The sequence below is a fragment of the Micromonospora sp. NBC_01412 genome, from assembly GCF_045040215.1.
Taxonomy (GTDB): Bacteria; Actinomycetota; Actinomycetes; order Mycobacteriales; family Micromonosporaceae; genus Micromonospora; species Micromonospora rubida.
In genome coordinates this window covers 844,849-864,457 of the sequence record NZ_CP109528.1, presented here as the reverse complement: position 1 = coordinate 864,457, position 19,609 = coordinate 844,849, and the positions used below count along the sequence as shown (strand labels likewise).

Annotated in this window: 14 protein-coding genes and 1 pseudogene; 8 read left to right on the top strand and 7 right to left on the bottom strand. The window is 72.9% G+C overall.

Going from position 1 to position 19,609, the window contains the following annotated elements; genetic code table 11:
* Positions 1-37: 37 nt before the first annotated feature.
* Positions 38-832, bottom strand: coding sequence for a hypothetical protein (locus OG617_RS03630; RefSeq protein WP_405098644.1), 795 nt, complete (start codon positions 830-832; stop codon positions 38-40).
* A gap of 185 nt (positions 833-1,017) precedes the next feature.
* Here OG617_RS03630 and OG617_RS03625 point away from each other — a divergent pair, with 185 nt between their 5' ends.
* Entirely contained in the window at positions 1,018-1,833 is an 816-nt protein-coding gene (locus OG617_RS03625; RefSeq protein ID WP_405098642.1) for a DUF3097 domain-containing protein, read from the top strand.
* Positions 1,834-2,000: 167 nt separating this feature from the next.
* On the opposite strand, the gene OG617_RS03620 is transcribed toward OG617_RS03625, so the two are convergent.
* Entirely contained in the window at positions 2,001-3,317 is a 1,317-nt protein-coding gene (locus OG617_RS03620; RefSeq protein WP_405098640.1) for a serine hydrolase domain-containing protein, read from the bottom strand.
* A gap of 110 nt (positions 3,318-3,427) precedes the next feature.
* Here OG617_RS03620 and OG617_RS03615 point away from each other — a divergent pair, with 110 nt between their 5' ends.
* From OG617_RS03615 to OG617_RS03600, 4 genes are all read left to right on the top strand, one after another.
* A complete protein-coding gene (locus OG617_RS03615; RefSeq protein ID WP_405098638.1) occupies positions 3,428-3,901 on the top strand; it encodes an NfeD family protein in 474 nt (157 codons plus the stop codon).
* A gap of 5 nt (positions 3,902-3,906) precedes the next feature.
* Complete coding sequence (locus OG617_RS03610) at positions 3,907-5,013, top strand: SPFH domain-containing protein (protein WP_405098636.1); 1,107 nt, start codon at positions 3,907-3,909, stop codon at positions 5,011-5,013.
* A 151-nt stretch (positions 5,014-5,164) separates the two neighbouring features.
* On the top strand, positions 5,165-5,983 hold the full coding sequence (locus OG617_RS03605; RefSeq protein WP_405098634.1) for a hypothetical protein: 819 nt from the start codon (positions 5,165-5,167) through the stop codon (positions 5,981-5,983).
* A gap of 143 nt (positions 5,984-6,126) precedes the next feature.
* The gene (locus OG617_RS03600) at positions 6,127-8,313 is read left to right on the top strand and encodes a transglycosylase domain-containing protein (protein ID WP_405098632.1); all 2,187 of its coding nucleotides are present in this window, start codon (positions 6,127-6,129) and stop codon (positions 8,311-8,313) included.
* A 72-nt stretch (positions 8,314-8,385) separates the two neighbouring features.
* On the opposite strand, the pseudogene OG617_RS03595 reads toward OG617_RS03600, so the two are convergent.
* Positions 8,386-8,902 (bottom strand): annotated as a pseudogene (locus tag OG617_RS03595) (thiamine pyrophosphate-binding protein); the annotation flags it as partial.
* Positions 8,903-8,958: 56 nt separating this feature from the next.
* Between OG617_RS03595 and OG617_RS03590 the strand changes: the two are divergent.
* Positions 8,959-9,831, top strand: coding sequence for a TrmH family RNA methyltransferase (locus OG617_RS03590; protein WP_405098629.1), 873 nt, complete (start codon positions 8,959-8,961; stop codon positions 9,829-9,831).
* Positions 9,832-9,855: 24 nt separating this feature from the next.
* On the opposite strand, the gene OG617_RS03585 is transcribed toward OG617_RS03590, so the two are convergent.
* Together OG617_RS03585 and OG617_RS03580 are read right to left on the bottom strand one after the other, a co-directional pair.
* A complete protein-coding gene (locus OG617_RS03585) occupies positions 9,856-10,893 on the bottom strand; it encodes a hypothetical protein (RefSeq protein ID WP_405098627.1) in 1,038 nt (345 codons plus the stop codon).
* A 1,285-nt stretch (positions 10,894-12,178) separates the two neighbouring features.
* Positions 12,179-13,462, bottom strand: coding sequence for a serine hydrolase domain-containing protein (locus OG617_RS03580; RefSeq protein ID WP_405098625.1), 1,284 nt, complete (start codon positions 13,460-13,462; stop codon positions 12,179-12,181).
* 120 nt (positions 13,463-13,582) lie between these two features.
* On the opposite strand from OG617_RS03580, the gene OG617_RS03575 reads away from it, so the two are divergent.
* The gene (locus OG617_RS03575) at positions 13,583-15,451 is read left to right on the top strand and encodes a PucR family transcriptional regulator (protein ID WP_405098623.1); all 1,869 of its coding nucleotides are present in this window, start codon (positions 13,583-13,585) and stop codon (positions 15,449-15,451) included.
* 168 nt (positions 15,452-15,619) lie between these two features.
* Here OG617_RS03575 and OG617_RS03570 read toward each other — a convergent pair whose 3' ends face one another.
* Complete coding sequence (locus OG617_RS03570) at positions 15,620-16,972, bottom strand: hypothetical protein (protein ID WP_405098621.1); 1,353 nt, start codon at positions 16,970-16,972, stop codon at positions 15,620-15,622.
* An 87-nt stretch (positions 16,973-17,059) separates the two neighbouring features.
* On the opposite strand from OG617_RS03570, the gene murD reads away from it, so the two are divergent.
* The gene (gene murD, locus OG617_RS03565; RefSeq protein WP_405098619.1) at positions 17,060-18,418 is read left to right on the top strand and encodes a UDP-N-acetylmuramoyl-L-alanine--D-glutamate ligase; all 1,359 of its coding nucleotides are present in this window, start codon (positions 17,060-17,062) and stop codon (positions 18,416-18,418) included.
* Here the strand turns inward: murD and OG617_RS03560 are convergent.
* Positions 18,415-19,392 carry an NAD(+)/NADH kinase gene (locus OG617_RS03560; RefSeq protein WP_405098617.1) on the bottom strand — a complete coding sequence of 326 codons (978 nt, stop codon included), beginning with the start codon at positions 19,390-19,392 and terminating at the stop codon, positions 18,415-18,417. The two genes, murD and OG617_RS03560, sit on opposite strands and share 4 nt — an antisense overlap.
* Positions 19,393-19,609 lie beyond the last annotated feature (217 nt).

Sequence of the window (19,609 nt, the reverse complement as noted above, 5' to 3'; positions counted from 1 at the left end):
CCGGCGGGCTCCAGGGGGCGCTCAGGGCCGGCGGGCGTCAGGGGCGCAGCGGGGCGTTGCAGGCCGCGACGAGGGCCTGCCGGCAGGCGGTGGTGAGCGGGCGCAGTGCGGCGTCGCGCTGCTGGGCCTCGTAGTTGTTGATCGCGCCGCCCGGCGCGCTGTGCCCGGCCAGCGCCAGCACCCGGTCCAGCACGGCGGCGCGGGCGAACAGCCGCCGCGCCCGGGGGTCGAAGCCCGGCGGCAGGTCGGTGGTCCCGTCGGGGCGGCGCAGCGCGGCCAGCGCGCCGGCCAGCTCGGGCCGCCACTGGGCCACGTCGAGCCGGGTCAGCGCCGCGGTGGTCTCGGCGAGCGCACTGGCCAGTTCCGCCTCCGCCTCGGCGGCGCCGGGGGAGGCCAGTGAGGCGGCCGAGGCGTCGGCGGGCAGCGGGTAGCAGCGCCAGAGCACCGTCTCGAAGGTCATCCCCGAGCCGGAGGTGTGCGTGCGGACCTGCGGGATCAGCCCGATCCCGCCGGCCACCACCGCCTCGCCGGCGACCAGCGCGATGCCCGCGAAGTCGCCCGGCCCGGGCAGCCCCCGAGGGTCGCCGGGCGCGGGCAGCACCAGCCGGATCTCGTCCGGGGAGAGCTTCGCCAGGGTGGGCAGCGCGTCCCGCAGTGGGACGTCGGTCCAGGTGCCGGGGGCGTCCGAGACGAGATGCTCCTCGTCGCCGGCGATCTCCTCGGCGACCTCGTCGTACGGCACGAGGCCGGCGCGCCACGCGCGCACCCAGGCGACGAACCGGCTCGACCGGCGGGGCGCGAGGGTGACCGCGCCCGCTGCGGGGGAGGACATGCAAGAGAGGGTACGTGGTGCGCGCCGCCCCTGTCTCGACTGCCGCGTGCCCCGTCTTGGTTGGCGTCGATCATGGACTCGTGGTGACCGGATATTCCGTTCGTGCCCCTTTTTAGGGGCGCCCCTGACTCCATGATCGGCGCGGCTGACGAGCCCCGGGGTGGGGCGGGGGTTAGCGTGGCGGCATGGTGGGGCGGTACGGCGAGGACGTGTTGGCGGGGGACTGGCGGCGGCGGAAGGCGACCCCCGAGGTGGACGCCGAGCCCGATCTCGTGGTCGAGGACGCCGAGTCCGGGTTCTGCGGCGCGGTGGTCGGCTTCGAGTCCGGCGCGGTGGTGCTGGAGGACCGGCACGGCCGGCGGCGCAACTTCCCGCTGTTGCCGGCGGCCTTCCTGCTCGACGGGCGGCCGGTCACGCTGCGCCGTCCGGCCCGCTCGCCCGTGCCGGCGGCCCGCCGGCGCACCGCGTCCGGCTCGATCGCGGTCGACGGCGTGCGGGCGCAGGTGGCCAAGGCCAGCCGGATCTGGGTCGAGGGCGTGCACGACGCCGCCCTGGTCGAGCGGATCTGGGGCGACGACCTGCGCGTCGAGGGCGTGGTGGTGGAGCCGCTGGACGGCATCGACGAGCTTTCCGCGCAGGTGCGCGACTTCGCCCCCGGCCCGTCCCGGCGGCTCGGCGTGCTGGTCGACCACCTGGTGCCCGGCTCGAAGGAGAGCCGGATCGTGGCCCGGGTGAACTCCCCGCACGTGCTGGTCACCGGCCACCCCTACGTAGACGTGTGGCAGGCCGTCAAGCCGGCCGCGCTGGGCATCGCCGCGTGGCCGGTGGTGCCGCCGGGGCGGCCGTGGAAGGAGGGCGTCTGCGCGGCCCTCGGGGTGGCGGAGCCGGCCGACATGTGGCGGCACATCCTGTCCCGGGTGGACAGCTTCGCCGACGTGGAAACCCCGCTGATCAACGCCATGGAACGCCTGATCGACTTCGTCACCACCCCCACCTCCTGACCCACCCCACCCTCACCCCACCCCACCCCACCCCCACGTGCGGTGATCAAGAGCTTTGCGTCAGGAATCGTGCTGGACCTGACGTAAAGCTCTTGATCACCGGGGCGGGAACGGGTGGGGGTGGGGTGGGGTGGGGTGGGTGGGGTGGGGGTAGGCCGGGGTGGGGGTTAGGGCTGGTTGTCGGGGGTGCGGGTCAGGACGAAAGTGGCCAGGTCGAGGGCGACCGGGTGGCCCGTGGGGTTGCGGAGCACGGTGAGGATCTCGCCGTGCTCCGGGCCGGAGAGGCCCCGCCAGCGGTCCGGGCCCTCCTGGGTGAACCGCATGACCGGGTTGCCGATCGGGCCGGCCCGCAGTTCGCCGGCGGCGGCGTCGGCGCTGAACTCGAACTCGGCGCCCATCCACCACCAGCGGCCGGTTAGCTCGGCCAGCTCGGCCGGGGGCGGGGCGTCGGTCGGGCGCCACGGCTCGACCGGGTCCGGCAGCGCGTCCAGGACGGTGGTCAGCACCTCCCGGCCGAGGCCGCCGACGTGGCCGACCCGCAGGCCGTACGAGTTGGCGAAGCCGACCACGGCGGTGCGGGTGGGGCGGTGCACGGCCAGCCCGGCGACGTACCCGGGCATCGACCCGCCGTGGCCGACGTACACCCGGTCGCCGGCCCGGTTCAGCTCGACGCCGAGGCCGTGTCCGCTGGTCCACGAGTCGAGGTCGCTGATCACCACCGGCGCGCACATCTCGGTGAGTGTCGCCGGGGCGAGGACGGCCGGGTCGGGGTCGGCCAGGAACGCGGCCCACCGGCCGAGGTCGGTGATCGTCGACCAGAGCTGCCCGGCGGGGGCCATCGCCCCGGTGTCGGTGCGCGGCTCCTCCCGCAGCGTGTCGTGCCACGGGTGCACCACGTACCCCCGGGCGAACGGCTCGGCGGCCTGGTACGTGGTGCGGGTCATGCCCAGCGGCTCCAGGATGCGCTGCCGGAGCAGGTCGAACCAGCCTGTCCCGGTGATCGCCTCCAGCACGCCGCCGAGCAGCCCGTACGCCAGGTTGGAGTAGTGGTAGGCCTGGTGCGGCGGGTAGGCGATCTTGTGTTCGCCCACGCCGGCCAGCACGGACGCCAGGTCGCCGACCTCGACCCGCTCCCACCAGGGGCCGTCGGGCTCGCGCTGGAGGCCGCTGGCGTGGCCGAGGAGCTGGCGCAGGGTGAGCGCGCCGACCCCGGTGCCGGGCAGGTGCGCGTCGAGGGGGTCGTGCAGGGCCAGCGTCCCGGCGTCGCGCTGCTGCATGACCAGCACCGCGGTCATCGTCTTGGTGATCGAGCCGAGCCGGTACTGCCGGTCGGCGTCCGGCCGGGGGTGTTCCCCGGCGGCGGCGACGTGGGCCAGTTCGCCGTCGCGCACCACGCCGAGCACGAGCGACGGGGTACGCCCGGCGGACTGTGCCCGGGCGACGGCGGCGTCGACTCCTCGGGCGGTCTCGGATGGCAGCGACACGGTTCCTCCACTGACTCTCGGACGCCGGCGGCGCCTCATGAAACGGCTGCCGCCGAGCTTACTGATCTTGCCGAGGGGCCGCGCGTGCCGCGACGTGTCACTCTTGGGTGGTGGACGCGGTCTTCTGGGTCGTACTGGGTGTGGTGTTGGCGGTCGCCGAGATCTTCACGACGACGCTGTTCCTGATCATGTTCTCGGTCGGCGCGTTCGCCGCCGCCGGGGCCGCGGCCCTGGGCGCGCCGACCGCCGTCCAGGCGCTGGTGTTCGCGGTGGTCTCGGCGCTCACGGTGGCGGTGGCCCGGCCGGCGATCCGCCGGCACGCCCGCTCCGCCGAGGAGAGCGGCGAGCAGGCGTTCGGGGTGGAGGCGATCGAGGGGTCCACCGCCCTGGTGCTGGAGCGGGTCGACGCCGACCAGGGCCTCGTCAAGATCGGCGGGGAGATGTGGAGCGCCCGGTCGTACGACGCGACGCAGAGCTTCGTCCCCGGTCGGCGGGTGCGGGTGATAAAGGTCCAGGGCGCGACGGCCCTGGTGTGGGATGACGACGTTTCCACCTCGGGTGAGCTGCCCGAAGCGAGAGGGTGAAGGGTATGGAATTTGTGACGGTGCTGTTGGTCGCCGTGGCGTTGATCGTCATGGTGACCCTGGTCAAGGCGGTGCGGATCGTGCCGCAGCAGCGCCAGGACGTGGTCGAGCGGCTCGGCAAGTACAAGCGCACCTTGAACCCGGGCCTGAACCTGCTGGTCCCGTTCGTCGACGCGGTCCGTACCAAGGTCGACATGCGGGAGCAGGTGGTCAGCTTCCCGCCGCAGCCCGTGATCACCTCGGACAACCTGGTGGTGTCGATCGACACGGTGCTCTACTTCAAGGTCATCGACGCGGCCCGCGCCACGTACGAGATCTCGAACTTCCTCCAGGCCATCGAGCAGCTCACCGTCACCACCCTGCGTAACGTGATTGGCTCGCTGGACCTGGAGCGGGCCCTGACCAGCCGGGAGGAGATCAACCGGCACCTCTCGGGTGTGCTGGACGAGACCACCGGCCGGTGGGGCATCAAGGTCACCCGGGTGGAGATCAAGGCGATCGAGCCGCCGGCCAGCATCCGCGACTCGATGGAGAAGCAGATGCGCGCCGAGCGGGACCGCCGGGCGGCGATCCTGACCGCCGAGGGCCACAAACAGTCGCAGATCCTGACCGCCGAGGGCGACAAGCAGTCCGCGGTGCTGCGCGCCGACGGTGACCGGCAGGCCCGGATCCTCCAGGCCGAGGGCCAGGCGAAGGCCATCCGGACGGTCTTCGACGCGATCCACCAGTCGAACCCGAGCCAGAAGGTGCTCGCCTACCAGTATCTTCAGGCGCTGCCGCAGATCGCCAACGGCACGGCCAACAAGGTCTGGATCATCCCGGCCGAGCTGACCAAGGCCCTGGAGGGGATGGGCGGCGCGCTGGGCGGGCTGAGCCAGATGGTCGGCGACCAGCCCACGCCCGAGGCGGCCGACCACGCGAGCGCCGTCGAGCGGGAGGCCGCCGAGGCCGCCCAGGCCGCGGCCGCCGCCGCCCGGCAGATCCACGACGAGGTACGCGTCGCCGAGGCGCAGGCCACCGGCGGCCACGGTCCGCAGGGGCTGCCGGCCCCCGAGCCGGTGTCCCCGGGGAGCCTGCTGCAGGACCCGGCCGACCAGCGCGAGCGGGGCTGACGACCACCCGGGCGGGGCCCGGGGCGGAATGCGAATTTCCCTCATGCGGCGCTCCGGCACCTGACACGATCGGTCCGAAGGACGGGTGGTGACCAGGAGCCGGGGCGCCGCGGCGCGTCCCGCCCCGCCGACCAGCGCAGCGAGGTGACGCATGAAGAATCCCGCGGACAAGCTCTTCTCCAGCACCCCGGTGCCCGGTGCGCACGACCCGGCCGGGCCGATCGGCACCCGACGCACCGGGGGCGGGTTCGGGGTGCTGCCGTTCGTCGGCGAGCCGACGCCCGCCCGTCCCGCGACCGACGCCACCTGGGCCTGGTCGCTGCGCCGCTTCGGCCGCGCCGCCGTCTGGCTGCTGCCGGCGTACGCGGTGCTGTACGGCGTGGTCGCGATGGCCAGCGACGGCGGGATGGGCAACGCCCCGTACCCGGCCGACGGGGGGCAGCTCTACCTGATCGGCTGGGTCGCCGCCGTCTGGCTCGGGCTGCTCGCACTGCTGGCCCTGACCGGCCTCCTCGCCGCCACCCGTAGTCGCCGGGTGGCCGCCGCGGGGCTGCTGGTCAGCGTCGCCGGCACCGTGCTCATGCTGCCCTTCGCCGGGCTGACCGAGCAGGCCCCGGTCTTCGGCACCACGGCCCGCACGCTCGTGCTGGTCGGGGCCACCTGCTACACGGTGGGCTGGTTCCTCACCGGATGGGCGGTGGCCCGTTCCGGCATGTTCAGCATCGGCGACGGCACGATGCTGATGATCGCCGCCCCGCTGGTCGGCATCGGCGGAGCGCTGATCGGGTCCTTGCAGACCTTCGGGGCGATCTTCGTGCTGATCGCCGGCATCGGCATCGGGTACCGCTCCGGCCGCCTGGTTCCCGCCGCGATCGCCCGGGACGCGGCCAGCGCCAGCGTCGCCACCGCCACCGCCCCGGGCGGCGGCGCGCCCCGGGGCCCCGGCGGCGGCCCGCTCGCCGCTGGCTGACCCGGTCTCCCGTGGGCCGGTCGCGAGGTTCGTCCCGAAACCCGCCGCCCAGGTGGGGAAGCGCCTGGCAGGACGCGGTGAGTTACCTGACAATCGCCCCCCGAGGTGGCCGGATCGCGGCTTTCGTGGCAATCCTTGGCTCCATGCCGCCACCCCGGTCGCCGCTGTCGCGGCTGTTCACCGTGCTGCTCGCCGGCGTGCTCGCCGGCCTCGTCCTGGCGGTCGCGGCGCTGCCGGGCAACCTGCTGCTCGGCTTTGCCGCGAAGTCGGCGATCGGGTCGTACGCTGTGCTGCCCGAGGCGCTGCGCACCCCGATCACCCCGCAGCGGTCGTACCTTTACGCCAACGACGGCAAGACGCTGATCACCACGTTCTACGACGTCAACCGCACCGACGTGCCGCTGGCCGAGATCGCCCCGGTGCTGCGCCAGGCCATCGTGGCGGCCGAGGACCAGCGGTTCTACTCGCACGGGGGTGCCGACCTGCGCGGCCTCGCCCGAGCCCTGGTCGCCAACGTCAGGGGCGGCGGCACCGAGCAGGGTGGCTCCACGCTGACCATGCAGTACGTCCGCAACGTGCTCAAGACCGACCCGGACCGCACCGCCGAGGAGCGGCAGGCCGCCACCGAGCAGACCGTCGGGCGCAAGCTCCAGGAGATCCGGTACGCCACGGCGCTGGAGCAGCGGCTCAGCAAGGACGAGATCCTCAACGGCTACCTCAACATCGCGTACTTCGGCTCCGGCGCGTACGGCATCGCGGCGGCCAGCCAGCGCTACTTCGCCAAGTCCCCGGCCGAGCTGACCCTGCCCGAGGCGGCCCTGCTCGCCGGCCTGGTCCAGTCGCCGGACGCGTACAGCCCGATCGACGGCGACGCCGACGCGGCGCTGTCCCGGCGCGGGTACGTGCTCGACGCGATGGCCGGCACCGGCGCGATCAGCGCCGAGCAGGCCACGGCGGCCAAGGCGGAGAAGCTGGCGCTGAGCCCCACCCGGCAGCCCAACGGCTGCACCGCCGTGGCGCAGGGCCACGACGACTGGGGCTTCTTCTGCGACTACCTGCGCCAGTGGTGGCTCACCCAGCCCGCGTTCGGCGAGACCGTCGAGGAGCGCGAGCAGGCGCTGCGCCGGGGCGGCTACACCGTGGTCACCTCCCTGGACCCGAAGATCCAGGCCACGGCGCAGCAGCAGGCCACCGCCGTCTACGGGTACGACAACAAGCGGGCCCTGCCGATCGCGGCCGTGCAGCCCGGCACCGGCCGGGTGCTCGCCATGGCGGTCAACCGGCACTACAGCCTGGAGGACAACCCGGACGGGCAGGCCAACCACCCCAACACCGTCAACCCGCTGATCTCCGGCGGCGGCGGCGTCGACGGGTACCAGGCCGGGTCGACGTTCAAGCTGTTCACCATGCTCGCCGCCCTGGAGAACGGCAAGCAGCTCGCCACCGGCTTCGACGCGCCCAGCCGGCTGCCCACCCGGTACGCCGCCGAGGGCGCGGGAAGCTGCGACGGCAAGTGGTGCCCGGCGAACGCGAACCCGCAGTGGATGGACGGCTACCGCACCATGTGGGACGGCTTCGGCCGCTCGGTGAACACGTACTTCGTCTGGCTCGCCGAGCAGGTCGGCCCGGCGAAGGTGGTGGAGATGGCCCAGCGCCTCGGCATCACCTTCCGGGCCGGCTCGGACGCTGCCTTCGCGGAGGACAACGCGGCCAACTGGGGCTCGTTCACCCTCGGGGTGGCCGCCACCACCCCGCTCGACCTCGCGAACGCGTACGCGACCGTGGCCGCCGAGGGGACGTACTGCGCCCCGCTGCCGGTGGTCTCGGTGACCGCCGCCGACGGCGACCGGGTGCCGGTCGGCGACCCGTCCTGCCGCCAGGTGCTCGACGCCGACGTGGCCCGGGCGGCCACCGACGCGGCGCGCTGCCCCGTTGGCCAGCAGACCACGTTCGGCCAGTGTGACGGCGGCACCGCGACCTCGGTGGACCGGATCGTCGGCCGGCAGGTCGCCGGCAAGACCGGCAGCTCGGAGGAGAACGCCACCGAGACGTTCGTCGGCTTCACCCCGCAGGTCGCGGTGGCCGGCATCGCCGCCAACCCGGACGACCCGGGCGACTCGGTCGGCTCGGCCGTGCAGGCGAAGGTGATCGGCGCGGTGGCCCGGACGATCCGTACGGCGGTCGACGGCCAGCCCGTGCGCGAGTTCACCCCGCCCAGCCGGGAGCTGGCCGGCGAGGTGCACCGCCCGGAGCCGCCCCGCCCCACCCCGTCCCGCCAGCAGCAGGACGACCCGGTGAACCCGCTCCGCTGGTCGAACCGCCGCGGCTGAGGGTGCGCGGCGGTGGCCGGCACGTGCTCAGCGCCGGCGGCCTTGCGGTGCGGGGCCTTTTGCGGTGCGGGGCCGTTCAGCCGCCGTCCGGCAGGCCCGGTCCACCAGGTGCCGCACCTGGGAACGGGTCGTCGAGCTGGGCCAGGAACGCCGAGGCGACATCCTTGTAGAGGGCGAGCAGGTCGATCTCCTGGTAGTAGCTGCCGCCCTCGGCGGTCAGCGCGGTGTTCCCGACCAGGGCCACCACCGGCTGGTGGTCCAGCTTCGCGTCGTACAGGCCGTTGAGCAGGTGGACCGCCCCGGGGCCGCTGGTGACCAGGGCGCAGCCGAGCGGGCCGCCGCCGTACTTCACGTGCGCCGAGGCGGCGAAACCGGCGGTCTCCTCGTGCCGCACCTGGACGAACTCCGCCCGCCCGGCGGCGCGTTGCAGCGCCGAGGTCATGCCGTTGATGCCGTCGCCGGGGAGGCCGAAGTACCGGCGTACGCCCCACAGGGCCAGCCGGGCCACGATGTGGTCGGCGACGGTGGCGCCCTTCGGCAGGCCGCCCTGTCCGTCCGGCGTCGGCCCGCCGGCCTGGTTAGCGCTCACCCGTCAGGTCCCTCCGGTCGCGTCCGCTGCCCTCGGGCACGTTCCCCGTCGTACCCGTGGAAAACGCCGCGGGGCGACCGGCGCGCGGTGCCGGCGGCGCGGTCCGGCAGAATCGCCGGGTGCCCGTCCACCAGATCACCGATCCCGACGACGACCGGATCGCCGACTACCGCGCCCTGACCGACGTGGAGCTGCGCACCCGGTGGGAGCCGCCGCACGGCCTGTTCATCGCCGAGGGGGAGCTGGTGCTGCGCCGGGCGCTGCGGGCCGGCTACCCGGCCCGGTCGTTCCTGGTCGACGCCAAGCGCGTCGACCAGCTCGCCGACCTCGACACCGGCGACGCCCCCGTGTACGCGGCCACCCAGGAGGTGCTGGAGCGGGCCACCGGCTTCCACGTGCACCGGGGGGTGCTCGCCTCGTTCCACCGCAAGCCGCTGCCGGACGCGGCCGAGGTGCTCGCCGACGCCCGGCGGGTGGTGATCCTGGAGGACGTCAACAACCACACCAACCTGGGCGCGATCTTCCGGGCCGTGGCCGCGCTGGGGGTGGACGCCGTGCTGCTCTCCCCGTCCTGCGCCGACCCGCTCTACCGGCGCAGCGTCCGGGTCAGCATGGGGGAGGTCTTCGCCGTGCCGTACGCCCGGCTGGCACCCTGGCCGGACGCGCTCGCCGACGTGCGGGCGGCCGGTTTCGCGGTGCTGGCGCTGACCCCCGCGCCGGACGCGGTGCCGATCCAGCGTCTCGACGCCGCCGCCCGGGCCCGCTCGGCGCTGCTGCTCGGCGCGGAGGGGGCCGGGCTGACCCGGGCCGCGATGGACGCCAGCGACGTGCGGGTGGTGATCCCGATGCGGCGCGGGGTGGACTCGCTCAACGTGGCCGCCGCGACCGCTGTTGCCTGCTGGGAGCTGAGCCGCGACGACCCGGCATGAGCGTTCAACACCAGTCAGGAGGTGTCAGCCTTTGATGGAGTTGGGTATCACCGGAACGGAGATCGAGACGCCCGTGCCCTTGGCGAGATCTGGCAACTGGATGCGGGTGATCTGGATCTCGGGGCGCGTGGTCCGCTTTCCGACGCTGTCGGCCTCTCTCTTGACCGGGAAGAACGGCAGGTCCAACCAGAATTTCGCGAACGCACGCCATGCGGCGGTCTCGCGCTCCGTGAGCTCGGCCACCTTGTCGCTGTCGTTGAAGTCCTCGGCGACGTCCTGCTCACCAGCGACGTTGAGCGCCTTGGCGAGGGTGAGCACCATGGCTTCGAACCTGTCGACGGGAATGGCCTTGCCGAGGCCCCATCCATCCCGTGTCCCGTTCAGCCGGATCCGGTCCGCTTCGGTGATGTCCCTGTCCTGCTCTTTGCCGATGATCAGGCCGTTGTTGTCCTTGCCCGTCCACCAGTTGGCGAAGTAAGCGCCCTGGTAACCCTGGCACAGGTAGCGATTCCCGTTCGAGTGGACCTCAAGTACGAATGTGTGGACCAAGGGAAAGGTGCAGTCGAGGAGCAGGATCTGCCCTTGTTGCGGCATTGCGCTGAGAGCCTGCCTCGCCGCTTCGCCCTTGCCGGCGGGGAACGTCAACCGTTCCCCGCTCGTGATCCCGTCCGCGAGTTGGGGGTGGAGTTTTTTCAGCTCGAACAGGATGTTGTCGGAGGTCTTGCCGCAGTTGGCCCAGTTGACGCTGCCCATGGCCATGTTGAAGCCCTCTTTGCTGTGGGCTTTCACCTCCTCCATGTGGCTGGCCCCGAGGAGCCCGCCGGTCTTGATATTGGAGTGAGCGGCACGTACGGCCGCCGGCCAGGACGGGAAGGTTTCCTTCTTTCCCGGCCCGGACCAGGTGATCAACTGGTCGAGAACTGCTTGTTTGGTGGAATTATCGAGGGTGTCCCCGGTTGATTCGGCGAACTTGGTGAATGCGCTCTCAATGTCTTTGGCGTATGGAGCTATCGCGCCCTCGACGCTCAGGTCGGGGATCGGTACCTTGTTGATGTAGAGCAATTCCGCTCCTCGGAGTGACTTCTCGACGTTGGTGTCGCCGACAATACCGAACAGCGACGTACCTTTGCCTCACGAATCACTTTCTGTCCAGAATCCGTCAGTACCCGTCGGGTGTTTGTGGGACTGAATGAACGTTTCCGAGTGACGGGGTGGCTGTCGTTTTAGGCGGTCCGTCTCGGCTCGATGTGGAGGATGACCAGGGTTGCGGTGATCGATGTCCCCGATCTTCCAGGGACGTGGGCTGACCTTGCGGAGGGTTTTGAAGGTCACCTTGAGCAGGCTGTTGCCGTGTTCGCCGACCGCCGCGCGAAGCCGGTTGTGGGCGTGGTTGAACTGCTGCTGGACGTTGGGGTGTCCTATGGGTTTCGTCAAGCGGCGATGGGTGCGGCTGGGCGGAGCCGGTCGATGGCGCCACCGTTCCCCTCTCCACTGTCCACGCGGGGACCGGCGGCAACGGTGGTGCCGCGACGTCACGCCCCGCCTCGCGCCGAACACCGCCCCGCCCCGCCTCGCGCCGAACACCGCCCCGCCCCGCCTCTGTCGCGGCGTGAACTTCGCCTACCGCCCCCTGGATCTTGGACGGTTTCCGGCAACAGGGGACGAGAACTGTCCAAGAACCGCGATTCCTCACGCCGGGGACTTCTGATTTGGGCTCCAAAGATCAACAGCCCTGTTTTACGTCACTCTGCCGTGCGAGGTTATTTCCTGGAGTCGCGGCTTGCTGAGCGGATCGAGGAGAGTGTTAATCGGGATTGCGGTTCCTCTGGTGGCTGCCGCTGAGCCACGAGGAGGCCCGCGCCATCGCCCTGCGGATGAGCCGATGACGCACCGGATGATTCCGCACGTACCGATGCGCCCGCTCTGGCGGTGCCGTAACTGCGGCGCGGAGTGGCCCTGCCAGCCGGCCCGGCTCGGCCTGCTGGTGGAGTATCGGGGCGACCATACGGCCCTGCTGTTCTACCTGAGCGGGCTGATGGCCGAGGCCCGCGCCCAGCTCGTCCAGCTCAACCCCGAACGCGTCCTCAACCTGCAGGAGCGCTTCCTCAACTGGGCGCGGGCCCGAGACTGGGCGGCGGCCCGTGCGGGACTGATATCACGGAGGGTAGCGTTTCGCCCGTGTTCCCTACCGTCCGTGAGGTGCTCGCGTTGGACCCGGTCCGCTATGGCGCGCCCCGCCTGGTCGCCGGGGAGTCCGGTCTGGACCCGCCCGTTCCGGGTCGCGGGACGGGCGTCCCCCTCCCCGCGCCGGCGGCGGGCGGCGTTCCGCCCACCGCAGGCAGCCGGGTCAGGCGGTGAAGTACGTCGGCCAGAAGTCGTGGGTCGGCCAGCTCGTCACGGCGCTCGCCGCCGTCCACAACGCGGAGTCGATCGGGGCGTAGCTCAGCCCGGAGGGATCGTCGCGCCGGTTGAACACCGCCGCCCAGCTCAGCCCGTGGTACGTGCGGACCAGCAGGCTGTACGTACCGGCGAAGCTGCCGGTGTGCCAGATGTTGCGTCCGGTGCCGCCGGTGACCGGGCGGACCGCCCAGCCCATCCCGTAGTACCAACCGTCCGGGTTCACCCCGAGCCCGGCGGGCGTGGCGAAGACCTGCCCGGTCGAGGTGCTGTTCAGCACCGGGCTGCCGCTTTCGAACGCGCGGGCCCAGCGGACCAGGTCGACCGCCGAGGCGAGCCAGCCGCCGTTGGCGTCGTGCAGCCGCATGCTGAACGTGCCGTACGGGGCGTTGACGACCGTGCCGGAGTTGTCCAGCACGGTCTGGCCCGTGTACTGGGACTCGTAGCCGACCTCGCCGCTGTGCCGGCTGATCGTCCACCCGGTCGCCATCCGGGTGATGCCCAGCGGCGCCAGCAGCTTCTGCCGCACGTACGTCTCGTAGGGCAGGCCGCTGACCTTCTCCACGATCCGGCCGGCCAGCAGGTAGCCGTAGTTGCTGTAGGAGACCGTCGAGCCGGGGGCGTGCGACAGCGGCTGGCCGGACATGAACCGGATGACGTCGGCGTGCGTCAGCTCCATCGGCACCCCGAGCGAGCTGGCGATGACCCGGTCCTTGAACAGGGGGTCGAACGCGGTCAGGTCCCGGTTCCAACCGCCGGTGTGCTGGAGCAGCCGCCGGAGGGTGACCTGGGGCAGCCGGGAATCGGTCGCCTGGCCGGCCGGCGGGGTGAACTGGAGGAACTTCGTGATCGGGTCGTCGAGGCCCAGCTTGCCGTCCTGGGCCAGCCGGACCAGCGCGGCGGCGGTCAGCGACTTGGAGAGGCTGGCCACCCGGAACAGCGAGGTCGGCTGGATGAGCTGGGGGGAGTTGTCGCCGTATCCCCGGGCGAGCACCAACCGCCCCTGGTAGGTGACCGCGAGCTGCCCGGCGGATATGTGCCTGGCCTGCATGAACGCCTTCATCGCGTTGTCGAACGCGCTCAGCGCGGCGACCGTGGTGCCGGTGGCGGTCCAGGTGTCCGGCACCGCCTGGGCCGCCGTCGCGCCCACCCCGAGCGCCCCCAGAGCCCCCGCCCCCGCGGCGGCACCCACCAGCTTGCCGAACCCGCGCCGGCTGACAGTTGTCCCGTCCATGCCGCTCCTTCCGATTGGTCGTGGTCGAAAGGCACCGTACTGCACAAGATCGATGTCAGGGGGGCACGGCCGACCGGTTGGTGGTACAGGATCGACGTCACGGACGGTAGCGTGTCGCCCGTGTTCCCTACCGTCCGTGAGGTCCTTGCGTTGGACCCGGTCCGCCATGGCGCGCCCCGCCTGGTCGCCGGGGAAGCCGGCCTGGATCGGCCGGTGCGCTGGGTGCACGTGGCCGAGGTGCCGGACATCGCCACCCTGCTGCGCGGCGGCGAACTGGTGCTCACCACCGGCATCGGGCTGCCCGCCGACGACGACGGCCTGCGCGTGTTCATCGGTGCACTGGCCGACGTCGGGGTCTCCGGTCTGGTGGTCGAGCTGGGCCGCCGGTACGTCAGCGGCGTGCCCCGGGTGATGGCCGCCGCCGCCGAACGGCGCGGCCTGCCGCTGGTGGAGCTGCGCCGGGCCACCCCGTTCGTCCGGGTGACCGAGGCCGTGCACGCGCTGATCGTCGACGCCCAGCTCACCGAGTTGCGGGCGACCGAGGAGATCCACCAGCGGTTCACCGAGCTGTCGGTAGAGGGCGCCGGCCCGGCGGAGGTGGTCCGGCAGGCCGCCGAGCTGTCCGGCTGCCCGGTGGTGCTGGAGAACCTGTCCCGGCAGGTGCTCGCGTACGACCCGGCGGGGGAGAGCGCCGCGCTGCTGCTGGACGGCTGGGAGCAGCACTCGCGGCGGATCAGCCCGGCCGGGCGCACCGCGTACGACCAGGACAGCGGCTGGCTGGTGACCACCGTCGGGGCCCGGGGGCAGGACTGGGGTCGACTGCTGCTGCGCTGGCCGGCCGGCAGCGAGCTGACCACCCCAGCACCGGTCCGCGACGGGGTGCCGGACCCGGAGGCGGGTCGGATCGGGCCGGGCGCACCGCCGACCCGGCTGACCATCCTCGTCGAGCGGGCCGCCTCCGCCCTCGCGCTGGGCCGGCTGATCCGCCGCGACGCGGAGGGGCTGGAGCGGCAGATCCACCGGACCCTGCTCACCGCCCTACTGGACCACTCCCGCCCCGTCGACGAGGTGGCCCTGCGGGCCCGGGCGCTCGGCGTGGCGCTGGAACGCCGGCACCTGGTCGGCGTGGTGGTGCGGTACCGGGCCGACGAGCCGGCCGCCGAGGTCGGCAGCCCGGGCGAGTCCGGCCCGGTCGATCCGGAGGCCGGGCCGGCCCGGCTGCGGGACCTGTCCGAGGCGGTCGGGCAGGCCCTGCGCGAGGCGAAGCTGACCGGGCTGAGCAGCGCCATCGACGACCAGGCCGTCGGCGTGCTGCTCGCCCTGCCCGACGCGGCGGCCGAGGAGCGGGCGTTGGCCGCCTTCGCCGCCGCGCTGCGTCGCAACCGGATGGACGCCGCCCCGCCCCGCCCGCCCGACGCCGTCCCCGCCCGCCCGGGCGTGCCCGCCTCGGGCGTCGGTTCCGCCCGGCCGGGCGGCGTCACCGGCCCCGCGGCCCAGGCCTGGCCCGGTGTACCCCCGCAGGCTCGGACCGCCGGGCCGGCCGCGGTGATCGTCGCCGCCGGGTCCGGGGTGGGCAGCCTGCGGGAGGCACGCCGCTCGCTGGTCGAGGCGCGGCAGGTCGCCGACGCGGCCCGCCGGGACCGCCGGGACCTGCCGATCTTCCGGCTGCCGCACGTCGGGCTGGCCGGCCTGTTGCACCTGCTGCGGGACGAGCCGCGGTTGCAGACGTTCGTCGAGCGCGAGCTGGGCGCACTGCTGGCGTACGACGCCCGGCACCCCCGGGAGCAGTTGCTCGGCACCCTGCGGGCGTACCTGGAGCAGGGCCGGAACAAGTCGGCGGGGGCCGCCGCGGCACACCTGTCCCGGCCCGCGTTCTACGAGCGGCTGGCCCGCATAGCCCGCATCCTCGATGTCGACCTCGACTCCGTGGAGGCGTGCCTCTCCCTACACGTCGCCCTGCTCGCCCTGGACGCCGTCCGCACCCCCTAACCCCACCCCCACTGCCCCGCCCCCACCGCCCCGCCCGGCCCAGCCCGCCCTCCGCGTTGATCAAGAAGTTTGCGTCGGGGATTCGGCCGTTCCTGACCGAAACCTCTTGATCAACGCGGCGGGTGGGGTGGGGTGGGGGTGGGGGTGGGGGTGGGGGTGGGGAGGGGGTCAGGGGGTCAGGGGGGTTAGGGATTTGGTGTAGGGCGGGGGGATGTGGTTGGGGCCGCCGGGGGTGAAGACGTCCGAGTTGGCTGCCGCCGACCAGGCGGTCTCGGGGACCGCGTCGACCAGGGCGCGGACGACCGGGGCCTCGCGCCACTGGTCCTGCTCGGCCAGCAGGCTGAGGGCCACCACCGACTCCTCGACCTCGCCGACGCACTCGAACGGCTTGTGCCCGTCCACGCCCAGCAGCTCCCGGTACCCGGGGATCTGGGCCTCGTCGGCAAGCAGGTCACCGCCGAAGATGTGGATGATCCGCTCGCGCGGCATGAACGGCGCCATGGCCAGGAAGACGAACCGGCACTTCGGGCAGTCGCGGCACCACCGCTCGCTCGCGTCGCGCAGCTTGAACGCGGCGTTGCAGCTCGTCACCACGTCGTCGTACCGGTCGATCGCGGCGAACAGCCGGGCGATGTGCAGCTCGGACAGCGAGCGCAGCAGCGAGAAGTACGGCTCGGTGAGCCCTGCGTGCTCGGCCAGCGCCGCCCGCAGCAGCCCCTCTGCCTCGACCCCCTTGGACCACTGGTGGTTGATCTCGTGCCCGTTCCAAACCAGGTTCGGGTCGGACGCGGACCGCTCGTTGGACATCACCACCGGGCCGAGGCCGTTGAGCACCGCCGTGGCGACCGCGATCAGCGAGTTGATCGCGGTGACCGGGATGTGGCCGTTGCGCGCGCCGGCCGCGTTGAGGTCGAACAGCACCGGGTCGAGCCGCCGTCGGGCGGCCAGGGGGGCCAGCCCGGACGCCTCGTTGACCGAGACGATGACGTGGTTCGGGTTCACCGAGAACGGCACCGGGTCGAAGCCGGCCCGGCGCAGCGCCTCCAGGCTGACGATGGAGTCCTTGCCGCCGCCGACGGCCGACAGTGGGCGCAGGTCGGAGTTGTCGTACTCGCGGGCGGGCGACACCGAGCCCGGCGGGACCTCCGGGACCAGCTCCAGCACGTGCGGGAGCTGGTTGCGGTACGCGTACTCGGCGAGGCCCCTGGTGTAGACGGCGGTGACCAGCTCGGCGGCGGCCGGGCCGAGCGGCGCCGGCAGCGCCAGCCGGGGCGGCGCGGCGGCCTTGTAGTAGCTGACCCCGGCGACGACGTGCAGCAGCTCCAGGACCCGGCCCAGGGTGGCCACCGTCTCGTCCGAGGGCGGCTCGACCGGCAGCGGCAGGGTGATCACCTCGGTGAACCGCTGCTCACCGTCGGGGCCGGTGAGGGCGTAGTCGAACAACGCCTCTCCGGTGGAGAGGTCGATCGAGTAGGACGGGAAGGTGAAGGCGTCCATCCGCCGGAGCTGCTCGTTGGGCACACGCCATACTAGGCCCTGGTTCGTCCGGCCGTGTCCGGCTGCGCCGGACCGGGCCGCCGACCGACCCCAGCCCTGAGGAGATCACTCGTGCGCCTGTCTGACCTGCGCGGACGTACCGTCGCCGTCTGGGGCACCGGCCGGGAGGGCCGGGCGGCGGTGACCGCGATCGCCGCGCACGGCCCGGCCGGCCTGGTCGCCGTGGACGACAGCGCCAACTTCCTCGCCCTGCCGTGGGACGGACTGCTGGCCGAGGCGGCCCCGCTGGTCACCGGCGACGAGGGCCTCGCCCGACTGGCCGCCGCCGACGTGGTGGTCCGTTCCCCCGGGGTGCCGAACACCCACCCGTGGATGGTCGAGCTGCGCCGCCGGGGCGTCACCGTCACCCAGGGCAGCGCGCTGTGGATGGCCGATCACGCCCGGCGCACCGTCGGGGTGACCGGCAGCAAGGGCAAGTCCACCACGTCCAGCCTGATCAGCCACCTGTTCGCCGCGGTCGACCGGCCGAACGTCTTCGGCGGCAACATCGGGGTGCCGCTGCTGGACCTGCCCGAGGCCGACCTGTACGTGCTGGAGCTGTCCAGCTACCAGTGCACCGACCTGACCGACTCGCCCCGGGTCGCGGCGGTCACCGCACTCTTCCCCGAGCACCTGGACGCGCACGGCGGCGAGCGGGAGTACTACCGGGACAAGCTCAACCTGCTGGCGTACGGGCCGGAGACCGTGGTGGTCAACGGCGCCGACCCGCGGCTCGTCGCCGAGCTGGGCGCCCGGCCGGCCGTGCGCGCCGGCTCCCCGGACACCACCCACGTGGCCCCCGGCCCGGACGGCGCGCCCTGGTTCCACCTCGCCGACCGGCCGCTGTTCCCCCGCGCCGTGCTGCCCCTGGTGGGCCGGCACAACGAGGGCAACCTGTGCGTCGCCCTCGCCGTGCTCGACGCCCTCGGCGTGGACGTGGTGGCCCGTAGGGACACCCTCGCCGTGGCGGTCGCCGGGTTCCAGGGGCTGGCCCACCGGCTCACCGAGATCGCCGACCCGTCCGGGTTGACCTTCGTCGACGACACCCTGGCCACCAGCCCGTACGCGGCGATGCACGCGATCGACGCGTACGAGGGGCGGCCGTTGACGGTGATCGTCGGGGGCACCGACCGGGGGCTGGACTACACGCCGCTGCGCGAGCACCTGACCGAGCGGGAGCTGACCGTGCTCGGCATCCCGGAAAGCGGGGAGCGGATCGTGGGCGCCCTCGCCGGGTTGCCGAAGGTGCGTACCGAGGTGGTCGAGGACCTGGTCGCCGCCGTGCGCCGGGCCCGGCAGCTGACCCCGGCCGACGGGGTGGTCCTGCTCTCCCCGGCCGCGCCCAGCTACGGGCGGTTCCGCAACTTCGAGCACCGCTCCGAGGTCTTCGCCGAGGCGGTCCGGGACACCGCCGCCCACGCCGCCGGTTAGTCCGAAGAGGTTGCCTCGTCCCGCGACTCCCGCATCTGCCTGGCGCGCTCCCGCAGGTGCTCGGGTACGAGTTCGAGCAGTTGGTCGGGGCGCAGCGGCAGGTCGAGGAGGCTGAGCTTGACGCGGTTGCGTCGCCCGAGGGCGGCGGCGTCGAACCGGACCACGTTGACGACGTCCGGTCGCAGCCGCAGGGTCACGTGGCCCCTGGGCCCGACCCGGCTGACGGCCGCGCCGTCGAGGGACATCCGTAGGCTCTCGTCCTCGGAGGGGTTGCGGAGCGTGACGGTTTCCTCGCCGCCGAGGACGATGGTGCGGCTGATGCCCGACATGGGCGCCACCGGCGTCAGCCCGATCGCGGGGATCGCCGGGGAGATGACCGGTCCTCCCGCGGCGTAGTTGTAGGCGGTGGAACCGGTGGGTGTGCACGCGATCACCGCGTCACAACGGTAGTAGCCGTGGCGGATGTCGTTGATCTCCAGGTCCAGGCTCACCGCCATCCCTGGACGTTCGCCGGTGAGCACGATGTCGTTGAACGCGGTCGCCGGTCCGAGGGAGCCGGTGTCGCCGTCGACTTCCAGGCAGCTGTGTGGTTCGAGGCTGAACCGGCCGTCGACCATCTCGTCGAGCGCCGCGGGCAGCTGCGCCGGGGAGACCTCGATGAGGAACCCGAGGTTGCCGTGGTTGACGCCGAGCACGGGAGTCTGCCGTCCCGCCATCAGACGCATGGCGCCGAGCATGGTGCCGTCCCCGCCGAGGCTGATCACGGCGTCGACGCGCTCGACGAACTCCTGGTCGTCCATGGCCAGCACGCCGTCGCCCAGCCGCGCGGCGTCGCCCGGACGCGCCACGACGGGTGAGCCGTGCCACGCGGCGGCCCGCGTCACCGTGGCGACCGAATCGCTGACGTCGTTGCGCGGATGAATCACCAGGCCCAGGACGAATGGCTCCCGTCCTGGTGTGGGCACGTCGGTCATGCTTCTCCCGTCCCGGGCGGGCCGGTCTGTCCGCAGGGCCACCCCGATCAGGGCACAGGTTACGCACCGGACGGCCCGGGGGTCCGCATCACCGGGAAAGCCGTCCCCGGTCGGTTCGCTCGCGTAGTGCCTGCTCACCGCGTCGGGGGGCGGGCGCTGGGCCCGCGCACCCGGCTGGCGCGCGTTCCCTGGCCGAAGGCGCCGGACCCAGCCGGAC